The following is a 14073-nucleotide window of genomic DNA, read 5'->3' on the forward strand; positions in this document are numbered from 1 at the left end:
GTATAGATTTTTGCAAATTCAGTAGCATTACTAATAGGATTAATAGGTTTGTTATCTATTAAAATATCACTAAATGTAGCCCTATATTGGGTATTTACTTTAATATTTTTCGTTTGACTATCATCTTTTACTGCAATTGTAGATAACGCTTTCCAATTGTTAACTTTACTAATATTAGTATTCTTGATTTCAGAAATTAATCTTCCTGTATAGCCTTTTCCGTTTGTTCCCCAGTAGGTTGCCCTAGTGTTGCCATTTAAGTTTTTATAAATCGTAAGTTGGACTTCAGTTCCTGGTTTAAAGCCATTCAAGTTCGTAAACTCATCTTTCCCCTCAATATAAATAGGGTATTTATCTTCACCTACTTTCATATAGGGTTTCCAAACATTATATGTTTCACTATACAAAAATCCAATATCTGATTCCACCGGACCAGAAAAACCAGAATAAATATAAAGTTCGCCACCTTTCGCTTTAAGAGTTCCATTACTATTTTTGATTTCTGGTAATGTTACTTTGGTAGTTAAAACTGAACCTGTACTATTTAAGATTGCTCGGCCACCAATTCCTTTTTTAATCGGTTCCGCTTGGAGCGCCTTCATATATGAAGGCGCTATCATTTCATCGGCATTGGCTTGAGTTGTACCAATCCCTCCCAATCCACTAATTACCATCCCACTTACTAACGCAACACCCATTATTTTTCTGAATTTACCCATTATAATTCCTCCTCTTAATTTTATATATTACAATTCAAATATATCATACATTTTATTCCATGGGATTATATAACATTTTTATAAAATTTAGACTAATTATTAAGAAAATTCAATCTTTAATTGAGTTTTTTTGTTCAATAAAAATGTTTTATTAACCAAATAGAACCGAATTCAAATAAACTTCTTTAGATAATAAAGTCCATTTCAATTGAAATGGACTTTGAAACATTATATAAGAAAGCTTCTGATCGATTTTTCATTACCAGAATTCGGAATCGCCTTTTAACTTATAATACTGCATGCCAACATGTAAAGTAGAACAAATTCATCATAGTTTTCCTTTATCAATAGTCCAAAAGGTAAGATATCTATTTTAATTTCAATGTATTTCCAATCTCTTATATATTTTATTTTTTCATTTCCATAAATCCAGCATATTTTAGTTCAAATTGATGTTCATTTGGCTTAGAAGATTCTAATTTAATGAACTGATATTCTAGTTGAACTACCCCCACTTCAAACAGTCCGTTAGGACGTTAAGTGGCGGGTAGTTCACTTACATAGAAATAAAAAAAGCCGCCCAACTGATGTGCACCCCAATTGTTAGACACGAAAGACAATTGGAGGTGTACTTTTTTATGGTTAAATTTTCACCAGAAGAAAAATTAGAGGTAGTAAGACGATATTTAGATGGCAGTGATGGAGTGAAAAGACTTGCGAGGTCTATAAAAATTCATCCAAGTGTAATACAACAGTGGGTTAAGCAATATAAAGCAGTAGGTGAAAAAGCTTTTGAAAAACGCTATACAAGCTATTCCCTTCAGGATAAACTGGATGTACTTAATTATATGGATAAACAAGGGACATCTATTAGAGAAACAGCAGCTATTTTTAATATTCCATCTTATGAAACAGTTCGTAGGTGGAAAGAAGCATATGATTTAAATGGCGTGGATTCCTTGCTTACAAAGAAAAGAGGACGTCCAGCTATGGAAATAAAAAATATAAGACCAAAATTAAATCATAAAGTCGTTGAAGGGTCTATAGAGGCATTACAAGCAGAAAATGAACGGTTACTTATGGAAATTGATTATTTAAAAAAGTTAAATGCCTTAATTCAGAACAAGACAAAATTACAGAACAAGACAAAGCAAAAGTGATTTATGAATTAAGGCACAAATACAAGATCATCGATCTTGTGAAAGTCGCTGGTATCGCTCGGAGTACATACTATTATTGGATTAAACAAATGAATCGTCCAGACAAATACGAGAAAGCTAAAGAACTGATAAAAGAAATCTTTGATGAACATCACGGTAGATATGGCTATCGTCGTATTACATTAGAATTACAAAATAGAGGATGTTTATTAAATCATAAAACAGTCCGTCGTTTGATGAATTCTATCGGATTGAAATGTCTTGTACGAATGAAAAAATACCGTTCATATCGGGGAACTGTAGGGAAATTCGCTCCTAACATTTTGAAACGTCAATTCCACACATCAAAACCTAATGAAAAATGGGTAACAGATGTGACTGAATTTCATTTGCATGGTAAAAGGTTGTATTTATCGCCTGTTTTAGACTTATATAACGGAGAGATTATAGCTTACAATATAGAAGATAAGCCTGCATATTCTCTCGTTTCTAGAATGATAGATAAGGCATTTAAATGTTTAAACAATGGGGAAACCCCTATCCTTCATTCAGATCAAGGGTGGCACTACCAAATGAAGCGATATCAACAATCGCTAAAAGAGCATGGGGTTGTTCAAAGTATGTCCCGTAAGGGGAATTGTTTAGATAATGCGGTCATAGAAAACTTCTTTGGCTTATTAAAGTCTGAATTATTGTATCTTGAAGAATTCGAGAGCATGGAACATTTTAAGATAGAATTAGATAATTATATTCATTATTATAATCACAAAAGAATTAAAACAAAGTTAAATGGAATGAGTCCAGTTCAATACCGGACTCACATTCCATCAGCTGCTTAAATTCTTTGTCTAACTTTTTGGGTTCATTTCAACAGGACGGCTTATGTTTTATTTCAAATACTCGTACCACCAGTTTCTTTCGTCCATCCAAGCTGTAATCTTATCAAGCTCACCATTTGGTAACACTTCGGTTTGCAAGTATGCTAAACCAGTTAATGGATCAGAAATAACTTGCCCTTTAGTTCCACGCTCATTCATAGCATATAGAGCTTCTTGAACTAATGAAATACCAAAACCACCAGATTTAACATATTGATAACCGCCATTAGCAACAGATTGTTTTGATTGTTTCTCTCCGGTAAACCAATCCAGCGTTTTGTCACCTTGCAATAAATTAATATCCACTTTTCCAATACCATCAATATAACCATTATCGGTATATTGCCAAATGTCACAAGTATAGGCTGGTTTCTTCTGTGGACTGCCGTCATTTGTTCCGTATCGTGGTAACCAAACAAAATCAGCTTGTACACTTTGTAAATTATAGTCACCGTACATATGGTGTGCTACATAAAATCCTACTTTCCAACCTGCAGCTTTACATGTATCAATAAAAGCTTGTGATGCTTTAGCTAAATCACTAAGGTTACCTTTGCTTTTCATTGACTTTACTGTGTCATCTTCCACATCTAATACAAGGAATTTAGCATTAGGATTTACCCTTGCTAAGAAATCCTTAGCTTCCACAATTGCATCTGCTACTGATACGAAACATCCATAAGCATATGCAGCATGTGGAATACCGTATTGTTCTGATTTTGCTACATGCTCCTTATACAAATGATCTACTAGATTTGAACCATATTGTACCCTAGCAATTACTAAATCTAATTGCGCTGCTGCTACATCCCAATTAATACTTCCATTCCATTTTGAAATATCTACAATGTGTCCCATTACTGAACATCTCCTCTAAATAGTTTTTATTTAATTTCTGTTACGTCTTTAGAAATAAATCCAAGAGCTTTTCCCTGTTCTTCAATAACTTCCTGGTTCTTTTGAATAACAGCTTGGTACTGCGCTTCACGCTGTTCATTCTTTTTTGTGTAATAAAAAGCATCCACACAAATAATGCTGCGCATGCTTCCTGTTGAATAACTGAAATAAAATCTCGATAAACAAAAAGAGCAACTCAATTGAGACTGCTCCTTTTGCTATCATTATTTAAATTTGTCTTTATTTAATTTTTTTCTTTTCTAGATTCCGATCTTCTAATTTTCGCTTCAATTTCAGAAGATACACTTTCTAACAACCAAGTAGGAATCCATCTATCCCAGCCAATTCGTACACAATTGGCTGTAAAGCTATTAAAAATATGATAAATCAAACCACCCGTTACCATAAAATAGAAAAACTCTGGTAGTTTAAATGCAATATCAAATAAATGCGCTAAAGAAGGTAATAAAAAAAGCACCACAGTTCGTGCAATGCCCTCAATTCCATATTGTGATGAATACGTACCATCTAATTTTGAAGCCTTACTACCAGTTATCCAATCTAATACAACTACCCATACCAAAATGATAATCCAAATTAAATTAGATTTACCATATAAAAAATTAAATATAGTTCCCAATCCTCCACTAATTACAGAAGCAACTTTAAATTGGGTGGTATTAATAACATCAAGTACATTTAATGTTTTTACAAGCTCATGAATCCGTTCCAAACTTTCACCCCCCTTTTTTACATTTCAAAGCAAAATAAAAAAGCCTGCTTTAGCACGCTATTGTATAAAAGATTTACATATTCATTTTCTTCCACGCATACTCTAGTGGTTCAGTTCGTGGTGGCTTCATTACTTCTTTTTCAGCAGTTCCTTTCTTACCTTGAGATAAATTGTGCACAACACCTTGACGGGTGGAAATCTGCCTAATACCTGTTCGTATCCAATCATCAGGATTTAAAATAACCCCTCGATGTGTTAGGAGTTTCCTAACTCCTGTATGTGAAAAATCAATTGGATTGACTATGGTACCTTGACGGGTGGAAATCTGCCTAATACCTGTCCGCATCCAATTATCAGGATTTAAAATAACCCCTCGATGTGTGAGAAGTTGCCTAACTCCTGTATGTGAAAAATCCACCGGATCGACTATATTACCTTGACGATGTGTATTTATTTCACGTAATCCGGCATGAGATAGCATTGTTGGAGATATGATCATACCTTGAAGTACTGCCATATACTTACCTCCTACTTATTCAATCCGTAAAGCTACATAGTAATCACTAAATGAATTAAATTGATTAGATATAGGGGCCGACGTGTAAAATAATTTGTACTTATGAATTTCCTCATTTTCAACAACCTCTGTAATATCACCATAAATAAAACCGCTACCTCTATAGATGTAAAAGCCATCGTACTTCCCTCTAAATCCTTCACGACTATCTCCCATGTATAAAGGAGTGAAAACTATCTTTCCTTCATTAGAGGGTGCCTTTAGAAGGACTTTATCCCAATAAAATGTAGAGTTTGTATCAGAATATGGAACGGAACCTGAAAATTTACTTCTATCAGTTATATGTGTAGCTGTTTGACCGCGAGAACCGCAGCTAAACATAACACTGAACGGGCAAGAATACGGTGAAAATAATTCCGGTTGATAGTATTCGTCTGGAAGGCCTATAAAACCAATCACTGTCTTTCCTTTGTGAGATGGGATTTCATCATCATTTGCATATACACAATAAATGACAGTATCTTTATCGACGTATAGATATAGGTCAACCATATATTTTTCATAATTTAAAGCAATTGCCCCACTAGAATAATTTGCTTTCCCTTGATGGAATACTAAAGAGAACCAAGCTTCTTCTCCAGTTCCACTCCCACCCTCTTTATCGTAACCTCTGATTAGTCTGTAACTACCATCTGTATATTTCACATTCGGTTCTCTTATGTCATACGAACTTGATAATGAAGAATTTTTTGCAAGCGTATCATAAGGACGCAGCTCAATATAATTGTTTTTGGTTCCATCATTACCTGTAGAATACATAACAAAAATATTATTCTTATCCGGTTTGTCAGCATTTAATTGCTGCCATCCAGCCTTTTTCATTTCATCGATAATCTTCATAAAGACTTCTCTGCGCTCTAGTCTGTGTAACTTACAAATTTTATTTGTCATTTTATATGTTCCTCCTTAATTTAAACGTATTGCTTTCATAGAAACATTAAAAGTAGAGGTTGCTACGCCCTATTTTCTATATAAAGATGTACCTTGTTTGTATGATCTTTATCCTCACAAGGAATAGCCAAAATATCATATGTTCTTTTTTCTGATAAGCTTTTATAGACTTGATTCCCATTCTCTTTTTGATCGTACATAAATAACATTGCTTCAACGTTTGAATCATTTGTAACTTGAATCGTACGAATATCGTATTTGTTACACCCTACATCCAGTGGCGTATATAGAACTTTCCCTGGTTCAATTGTAATTTGTATACTCCTCTCAATAAAATTTGTAATTATTTTACTTGCTATATGTTCGCTTTTTCCATGGTGATTCTAATGGTTCTTTTCTTGGTAAATTCTGCTCATAAATTTCTTCTTTTGATAAAAATGAGTTCTGCAAAAAGAATCCTTCTGTATCCCTGGGAGTTACTCGAACGCCACCAAGGTAGAAAAACCGTACAAAGTAATCACCTGCCTCATTAAGCATACTCATTGCTTCACCATCACCATACCATACTGCCGGAAATTCACTCATCGTATTATTCTGAGATAATTTGTCACCAGAATAATAAGTTGTAAGAACAAACTCACTCGCTCTATGAAGATATATTTTTGAATAGTTATTTTGAACTAACAAAGGAGTGAAATACTGAGCTTTAAATACCTCCATTGATATCCCCCTACCCTATTCTAATTGCTATGTTAGTACCAAAAAATGAACCTGTAGATTTATAATTAGAGTCACTACCAAAATATCCAGAAGGATGAACTATATACAAATAACGTTCTATATTATTCTCAGTGGTCACCTCAATAATATCACCATTTACTATTTTACCATTAGAAGGACATATCTTTATAAATCCTAATTTACCTCTTAATCCTTCCGTTGGTATATTTAAATAAAAGTCCGTAAGATACATCATACCCTCGGGTCCTGGACTTATCCCCATATAGTCGAACCTTGCATAATATGGACTATTATTAGTAATAACATTTGCAGGTTTATCCATTATAATATACGGATAATTATCTGCCCCCCATGTTGAATCAACGTTGTAATAAGAAGTTGATGATGCAGCATGAATAACAAATGAGTAACTTGGTTCATTCCTCTCTTCCAAGTAAGACTCTTCTGGTATTCCAAAAAAGTTAATATGAGGTTGAATAACTTGCCCCCATGCCTGATAACTTGATCCCCCTGGCTTATACGTAGTAAAATCATTATTGTCAGGTACGGTTACAAATATTACTCGATCCAAATCACAATAATAGTAGTAATCTACTTTAATATCAGAACGCATAGAGATATATCCAGACGAGGAAGTGGTAGGATATCTACCATTGAAGAAATTAAATCTTTGATAGCTAGAACCTCCTATCCCCTTTTTCTTCTCGTCATCCCAGTTTGTAAAGTATCGATATAAACAGTTTGACCCATAGGTCCCTCTTCTTATATCGTAGCTGGCATTATCAAATACGTTAGTACCTTCATATGGAATAAATTCAATATACATAGGTGTATTTCCTAAACTACCTTTTGAGTGAAGGACTACACTACCGTCAGCCGACACCTTAATGCCTTCATTCATAACTTTCCAACCTACGTCCTTCATTATATTAATAAATGTATCAAATAACCCAGCTTTTGTCGTTGAACCCTTTGTAAAAATAGCTTCCATTTTATATCACCTCATTCTACTCGAATTGCTACTGCTTGTGTAGGGAACGATGTATAATTCTGATCAGCCGCTCCCAGTGTTGTATAGCGATATCTTTGAACTTCGTTATTAATCGTAATTTGAATAATATCACCATCAAGCATCCCCCCCGGCGGTAATGCGTATACTCTCCCTAGCCGTGCACGCATTCCGATGCTGTTACCATAACTAATAAATATTTCACTTAAACAAAACTTATTATCTAGGTTTGGTGACATTTGAGGTATTAAACTGTTTACAGAATGTGGTTGGCTTGTTAAAGTAGCTAATTCTGGTAGATTTTTCGGATTGTCTACAACCCGAATACGCTTAGAACCAATCGTTGTCCCAGCATGACCACTATTAGCATAAATTCCACCTGAAAATGGTTTAGTGTAGTTTCGTTGAGCTTCCTCCACAAACGACTGTTCAGGAAAGCCAAAGTACATAATAGTATTTTCTTTTCCTGTATATTTAAATGGTAAAATAACAAAGATAACACAATCCTTATCTGCATAGTAATAATAATCAATATCCCAGTTTAACTCGTAACCTGCACGATTGTAGCTACTTCCATTTTGCCACGTATCATATCTCCGCCCTGGGAAGAATGCTAATGTATCCCATTGGTCTCCACTACGGAAACTTATAGAGTTGCTTGCAGGATCTTTGGTAACACAGCCTAATTTAAAAACTCCATCTGCATATGTTGTCTTTCGAATATCTGCAGCAGTTACGAAACCATCCTCCCAACATAAATTAATAGCAAAATGCCTGTTGCCATTTTTACCGTTTGTGTACAAAACGGGATATGAAGTTGGCGTATCTTCGTTATGGTATATCCAACCTGCATTTTTCATAATATTAATTAACGTTTCGAATAATTCAGATTTCTTGCAAGTTCCTTTTGTAAAAATAGCTTTTGTCATAAATTATCCTCCTCACTGTTTCTATTGATAACCCAAAACTATTTGTATATATAAAACTTACTTTATACTAACGTCGTTACTTTTAATACCACAGTATACAACGAAGGAACATTACTAAAATTTTCAATAAATAGGTGACAAGACTTTGTTTGATCTTTATCGTCACAAGGAATATTGATTATATCGTATGTTCTTTTTTCTTTAATACTGCTGTACTGAATTTGCCCATCTTTTTGTTTATCAAAAATTGTACACTCATAATCATTATTTGCTGTATTTTCAATAAAGATTGTCCTAAGTTCATACTTGTTTATACCTAGTTCAATAGGTATATACTTCTTTTCATTACTATTAATCTCAACCTTTACTTTTTTTTCGATAAGCTTTGGAAGAATATTTTCTGTTTGTTCTTCTTGCTTATAATATCGATTTACGACCATTGATGTTCCCATCTTTTCACCCCCCAGCTACTCATGTTCAAGATGTATTTGAAATTGTAATGGAGCAAGCCCAACATAATCTGTTCCCTTTGTTACTTTTAACCAAAACTTTATTGTTTTTTCTGGATTTACATAAGGAATATTGATACTATCTTGATATTGACCTGGTTTACAATTACTGTCTAACGCAAGATCCGCCCATGACCATCCAAATTTATCTTCATATTGAGCAATACTTAAATTCACATTATTCGCTCGTGCAACTGAAGGATTCACAAGTTCTAGCATAATTTCTGATTTCCCTGATATCATATCTGGCAATCGAGTTTGTGCTAATGTTGAAAGCTCCTCACCTGAAAATTTAATTTCTAAATTAGATCCGAATCCATATACATCTCCACCATAAAATGTAGTCTTAATAACACCCAATTCTTTACCTTCTACATTTGTCAAAATAACTTTACCTGTAAATTCTAGTGACGGGAGAGTAATTTGAATACCAGTGTTATACCCTGTATTTCCATTGAAAATAATTCCCCCAAATTCATCTTCCATCTCCACACTTATATTCGGCGCTATATTAGCAATGGTTAACTTTCTTCCTCTTGTAGCAATAATGGAATCAATATCAAGATTTACAAATTTTGAATTCGATCCTTTTTTTAATACAACACCAAACTTACTACAGTTCATTCTATCTGAGTCATAAAAATTAAAACCTTCGCCATAATCAGAAAAAAACGTCCAATCTTCATTATCTTTGCACGCCATCCACTTCAATTCAGTTGTTTCTCGAGTACCATCTTCTGTTTCTAAAAACTCAATATTCTCCTCACCGTTTTTCCAAACGATAATACCGCCTTTGTCATCTTCATGGGTTGGCGTATAATCAGCAGATACTTCAAATGCGAATTCTTTCTCATTTGGAAGATCTGCAAGTAATAATGTGTCACGCGAAACATTGTGTAGCATTCTAAAATATCCTTTTCGATCAATTAAAGAATAGCTACCGACAGGAGATGCAATCCATCTGGAATCGAACGTATCAAAATCATCCTTAAAGATTAAACCACTTCTTATTTGATATGGTTTTAATTTCTCATCAGGTAGTTTTAATAGTGTTGCACCTTCTTCTAAGTCAATAGCATCGATACTGATGTATTTCCCTGACAACTCAATAACATGAATCATATCTTCAAGGTTTTTCTTTTCATATGCAAGTGTTTGGTATTGCATATCTTCTCCTGAAAGTTTAAGGATTTCCTTTTGTCCATCGATTTTCAATTCAATGTCTTCCGGATAAGATGGACTTGTCATACTAATTAATCGGAACTTAGTACCCTTGAATAAAAATCTAGCTGATATGGTGCTATCGTTATTGTCTTCCTTACTCTTCCAATGATGAGTATTATTGTAGTAACTAACATCAGCTTCAGTTGTTTTCCAGAAACCGTTGTATTCAATATTCTTATGAGTATCATCGAAACGTACCCAACCAGGTTCCGGCTCAACTAACTTGTCACCTAATCTAGCAAGTAAGTATCCGTCAGCGTCAATATCAATGGAATCTAACGACATAGCTTTACCAATCACTTTTACAGTATGCTTGCCACGGTCTAAACCTATTTTCTCGTAACGTATGACTTGGTTACCTGAAGGACTATTGTAAATCATAGTTTCTTCTTTACCATCAATAAATACTTTAGAAGTTGCATCGTAACCACTGTCGCCATAAGCTAGAAGTCTAAGCTTAGTACCTACGAACTCAAATTCGAAACTCGTGTCAAGTTTCTTGTCGAGATTGTAATGAGTTGTCTTGTTGTAGTGCTTATCATTACCCGTGGTTAGTTTCCAGTTACCGATATAACGAATTAATGGATCGGTATCATCAATCCGTTTCCAACCTTTTTCAGGCTCTGTAAGAACAGTACCTACACCAGGTCGTGAAACAAGAGTACCAGAGTCATCAATATCAATAGCATCCATTCGGAAGTCATATTCTAAAGCACCGGGTTGAGTTGTGATAACTGTTACCGTTACATCGTGCTCAATATCTTCTAAACCGAGTTTCTCATATTTCAAGACTTGGTTTGTATCTTGTGGTGCAATAGCGTCAAAATACTCTTCCGGTAAGTCATCAATTTTTACTCTGATTCTATCTGAATAATATTGATTAGTAGCACAACCAACAATGAGTCGTAACTTAGTACCTTTAAATTTGAATACCATACTTGCATTTTTACCCTTTTTAGCACAAGTACTTTTTCCGCCATAAGCACCATTATAGGCTACGTTTTTACTCCAGTTAGCATCATATTGAATGTATGTGGCGTTGTCATCATAACGTTGCCATCCATAGTTTGGATAAGTAGAAACATCACCAATACTTACAGGTAGTCTATCAATGTGTCCAGTAGCGTCGATATCAACACCAATAAATTGAGGGTCCCAACCTTCATGAGTTCCACCGTTGACTGTTACCACGTGATATCCTTCATCTAGATTAAGTACTTCACAAGCAATTTTAGCTGGTCCGGATACAGGGAACATATTAACAGGATACTTTACTCCATCAATTAATACGTGACCAAGTTGGTCTTCATTTGAGCCTAAGTTAGACGAATAAATTAATCTAAATTTTGTACCGAAGAATCTAAACTGAATTTTATCGAACGAGTACTTGATTGGTGGTGTTTGATTTTGGTAATCCATGCCACCGGTATAATCGAAATACATATTCTCCTTCGTGAAACGTTCCCAACCGTCTTCTGGTGTAGCTAAGAAATCTCCAACTGTTATAGGTGGTTTTTCAATATAACCATCTGCATCAATGTCAATTGCATCAATATTAAGTCGATAAGTGCCTTTAGTTCCACACTGAATTTTAACTCTATGCTTCCCTTTAGTTAAGCCTAACTTCTCATATGCAAGACCTTGATATACCTTAGCAGATGCTATCTCGCTATACTTTTCTGTCACGCCATCAATTGTAATTAATATGTCATCTGTACGATATGATGCAACATCGAAGCAAGTAATAATTCTAAGCTGAGTTCCATAAAAATCGAATTCAACTGCACCTTTAGAGTCATTGTCTTTTACATAATGATAAGTACCATTATACCAATCAGAAGATGAGCCTTTTTCCCAAGTACCTTGATATTTAAGTAACGAGTCAGTATCATCAACTCGTTTCCAACCATCTTCGGGTTGTAAAAGTTGGTCCCCGATCTTAACTGATGACTTACCTCCAATTGAACCAGATTCATCAATGTCGATTGCATCGAGATTTATATATTTACCTTTTATTTCAACAGTATGCAATTTATTTGATAAACCTAACTTTTCGTATATTAACGACTGGTAGATAGCAGTTAAGCCTGAGGGTCTAAAGAAATTGATAGTTTCTTCTACTCCGTCAATTAGAATTTTAGCGCCAGAGTCATACTCAGATAACCCAATTCCAATAATCCTAAGTTTTGTCCCTGTAAAGTTAAATTTTATAGAAACTGGGTTAGAATCAGGTGGGATGTTTGAACTTGCTTGTTTATAATGAATGGTTTTGTTGTAGCATCTACCATCAGCATCGCTTGTTGCCCATACACCATTGTATTCAATATTACTATCTGTATCGTCAATTCGTTTCCAACCAGGTTGAGGCTCAAATAATATATCACGAAGGTTAGTAGAAGTTTCTACTAAATCACCGCCTTTTATATCAAAAGCGTCTACTGTCATTACCGTACCAGTAAGTTTCACTGTATGAACGCCGTTGGGTAAGTTTTTCTCGTATAGTATAACCTGATACCGAGTCTTGTCCTGGTCAGTTGGAGTTTTAACCTTATATTTCTCAGTCACACCGTCAATTTCAATGGTAACATCCTCCCAAGAACTTTGGGAGTAGTTTGCTGAAATGACACGAAGGCCTGTACCTTTGAAAGAGAACTCTACTGTCCCTAATGTCCTGTTCGAGTGGTCAGGAACTCTATAAGTTGCCGTTTTATTATATCCGGGTTCATACCCTCCACCCTTAACTAATTCCCAGTAATCACCTCTGTAATGAATTAGGGGATTTGTATCATCTACACGAGTCCACCCTGGTTCGGGTTGTAATAGAATGTCTCCTACTTTAGCAGGTGGGTTTGGTTTTACTATAGACCCCGTTTTGTCAATATCGATTGCATCTAGCGTTATGTCTATACCAGATAACTCAACTAAATGCTCTTTATCCTCAAGTCCACTTGCTTCGAACATTAAGGTTTGCTGAATTCCGCCAATTGGTGATCTTCCTTCAACCTTAGTTAAGTCGTAAGACACTCCGTCGATCTTTAAAATAGCTTTTTTCTGGAAGTAACTGCTTAATGCTACAAGTCTTAACTTAGTACCTTTAAATTTAAAGGTAGCAGACGCTTCTTCTGTACTCCCCGATGGTGCAGAATAATAATGAATAGTTTCATTGTATGCACCTTTCTGAGTAGTTATGAAATTCCATTTTCCATCATATTGAATATTTGAATCTGCGTCATCCATACGCTTCCATCCAGATTCTGGTTGGAGTAATTGGTCCCCTACTTTAACAGGTGGTTTTTCAATACTTCCGTCACTATCAATATCAATAGCATCGAAGTTTATATTAAGACCGGATAGTTTAACTTTATGCTCACCGTTTGCTAAACCTAGTTTCTCATAAACTAAGGACTGATATTGAGCATTTGGTTGCTCGAAGTTTATAGTCTCAACCGGTTGTTCGTCAATCCAAATTTGACCTTCCCTATACCCAGCAGAAAGTAATCCTATTATTCGTAACTTAGTGCCATTGAATACAAACTCAACAGTAGCAAGTTTATCTGAGTTCGGGCAATAGTGAGTAGATCCTCCAGACCATTTGGCAGCTGAATTAGTTGCCCATCCGTCTCCTGTATATTTAAAGTTTGAATTAGAATCTTCAATTCGTTTCCAACCAACTTCAGGTTGTAATAGAACGTCCCCAACTTCAACAGGCGGTTTAATCATCGAACCAGTTTCATCTATATCAATAGCATCTAAGTTTATATACAGTCCTTTTATTTCGACCTTATGAACTCCTTGAGGTAGATTCA

Annotated in this window: 11 protein-coding genes and 2 pseudogenes; 1 reads left to right on the plus strand and 12 read right to left on the minus strand. The window is 34.9% G+C overall.

Annotation, left to right across the window (positions count from 1 at the left end; all coding sequences use genetic code 11):
• The coding region (locus ACO6VI_RS22625) for a YrpD family protein (protein WP_422424132.1) at positions 1-719 on the minus strand (719 nt) is incomplete at its 3' end.
• A 638-nt stretch (positions 720-1357) separates the two neighbouring features.
• Here ACO6VI_RS22625 and ACO6VI_RS22630 point away from each other — a divergent pair.
• Positions 1358-2718 (plus strand): IS3 family transposase gene (locus tag ACO6VI_RS22630; protein ID WP_422424133.1). Its coding sequence is split into 2 segments (ribosomal slippage): positions 1358-1814 and positions 1814-2718, totalling 1362 coding nucleotides; the frame shifts between segments, so codons are not numbered across the junction.
• A 48-nt stretch (positions 2719-2766) separates the two neighbouring features.
• Here ACO6VI_RS22630 and ACO6VI_RS22635 read toward each other — a convergent pair.
• From ACO6VI_RS22635 to ACO6VI_RS22685, 11 genes and pseudogenes are all read right to left on the minus strand, one after another.
• The gene (locus ACO6VI_RS22635) at positions 2767-3615 is read right to left on the minus strand and encodes a GH25 family lysozyme (protein WP_422424135.1); all 849 of its coding nucleotides are present in this window, start codon (positions 3613-3615) and stop codon (positions 2767-2769) included.
• Positions 3616-3641: 26 nt separating this feature from the next.
• A pseudogene (locus ACO6VI_RS22640) lies at positions 3642-3814 on the minus strand (BhlA/UviB family holin-like peptide).
• A gap of 84 nt (positions 3815-3898) precedes the next feature.
• Positions 3899-4387: a phage holin family protein gene (locus ACO6VI_RS22645; RefSeq protein WP_071731740.1), complete on the minus strand. Its 489-nt coding sequence runs from the start codon at positions 4385-4387 to the stop codon at positions 3899-3901.
• Between the two features lie 73 nt (positions 4388-4460).
• Entirely contained in the window at positions 4461-4904 is a 444-nt protein-coding gene (locus ACO6VI_RS22650; RefSeq protein ID WP_422424137.1) for a hypothetical protein, read from the minus strand.
• Between the two features lie 15 nt (positions 4905-4919).
• Complete coding sequence (locus ACO6VI_RS22655; RefSeq protein ID WP_422424139.1) at positions 4920-5855, minus strand: hypothetical protein; 936 nt, start codon at positions 5853-5855, stop codon at positions 4920-4922.
• 15 nt (positions 5856-5870) lie between these two features.
• Positions 5871-6214: pseudogene (locus ACO6VI_RS22660) on the minus strand (hypothetical protein).
• Complete coding sequence (locus ACO6VI_RS22665; protein WP_000451643.1) at positions 6204-6575, minus strand: hypothetical protein; 372 nt, start codon at positions 6573-6575, stop codon at positions 6204-6206. The pseudogene ACO6VI_RS22660 and the gene ACO6VI_RS22665 overlap by 11 nt, the downstream one beginning before the upstream one ends.
• Before the next feature lie 10 nt (positions 6576-6585).
• On the minus strand, positions 6586-7587 hold the full coding sequence (locus ACO6VI_RS22670; RefSeq protein WP_098818648.1) for a hypothetical protein: 1002 nt from the start codon (positions 7585-7587) through the stop codon (positions 6586-6588).
• A gap of 11 nt (positions 7588-7598) precedes the next feature.
• Positions 7599-8534: a hypothetical protein gene (locus ACO6VI_RS22675; RefSeq protein WP_422424140.1), complete on the minus strand. Its 936-nt coding sequence runs from the start codon at positions 8532-8534 to the stop codon at positions 7599-7601.
• Positions 8535-8596: 62 nt separating this feature from the next.
• Entirely contained in the window at positions 8597-8986 is a 390-nt protein-coding gene (locus ACO6VI_RS22680; RefSeq protein ID WP_098818646.1) for a hypothetical protein, read from the minus strand.
• A 15-nt stretch (positions 8987-9001) separates the two neighbouring features.
• Complete coding sequence (locus ACO6VI_RS22685; protein ID WP_422424142.1) at positions 9002-13987, minus strand: hypothetical protein; 4986 nt, start codon at positions 13985-13987, stop codon at positions 9002-9004.
• Between the last annotated feature and the right edge of the window lie 86 nt (positions 13988-14073).

This window comes from Bacillus sp. PSXD-155 (assembly GCF_049310765.1).
GTDB classification, from domain to species: Bacteria; Bacillota; Bacilli; order Bacillales; family Bacillaceae_G; genus Bacillus_A; species Bacillus_A cereus.

Excerpts from the sequence above, each read along its gene's own strand:
- ACO6VI_RS22635 (WP_422424135.1), bottom strand. The coding sequence starts at position 3,615 with ATGGGACACATTGTAGATATTTCAAAATGGAATGGAAGTATTAATTGG.
- ACO6VI_RS22650 (WP_422424137.1), bottom strand. The coding sequence starts at position 4,904 with ATGGCAGTACTTCAAGGTATGATCATATCTCCAACAATGCTATCTCAT.
- ACO6VI_RS22655 (WP_422424139.1), bottom strand. The coding sequence starts at position 5,855 with ATGACAAATAAAATTTGTAAGTTACACAGACTAGAGCGCAGAGAAGTC.
- ACO6VI_RS22665 (WP_000451643.1), bottom strand. The coding sequence starts at position 6,575 with ATGGAGGTATTTAAAGCTCAGTATTTCACTCCTTTGTTAGTTCAAAAT.
- ACO6VI_RS22670 (WP_098818648.1), bottom strand. The coding sequence starts at position 7,587 with ATGGAAGCTATTTTTACAAAGGGTTCAACGACAAAAGCTGGGTTATTT.
- ACO6VI_RS22675 (WP_422424140.1), bottom strand. The coding sequence starts at position 8,534 with ATGACAAAAGCTATTTTTACAAAAGGAACTTGCAAGAAATCTGAATTA.
- ACO6VI_RS22680 (WP_098818646.1), bottom strand. The coding sequence starts at position 8,986 with ATGGGAACATCAATGGTCGTAAATCGATATTATAAGCAAGAAGAACAA.
- ACO6VI_RS22685 (WP_422424142.1), bottom strand. The coding sequence starts at position 13,987 with ATGATTAAACCGCCTGTTGAAGTTGGGGACGTTCTATTACAACCTGAA.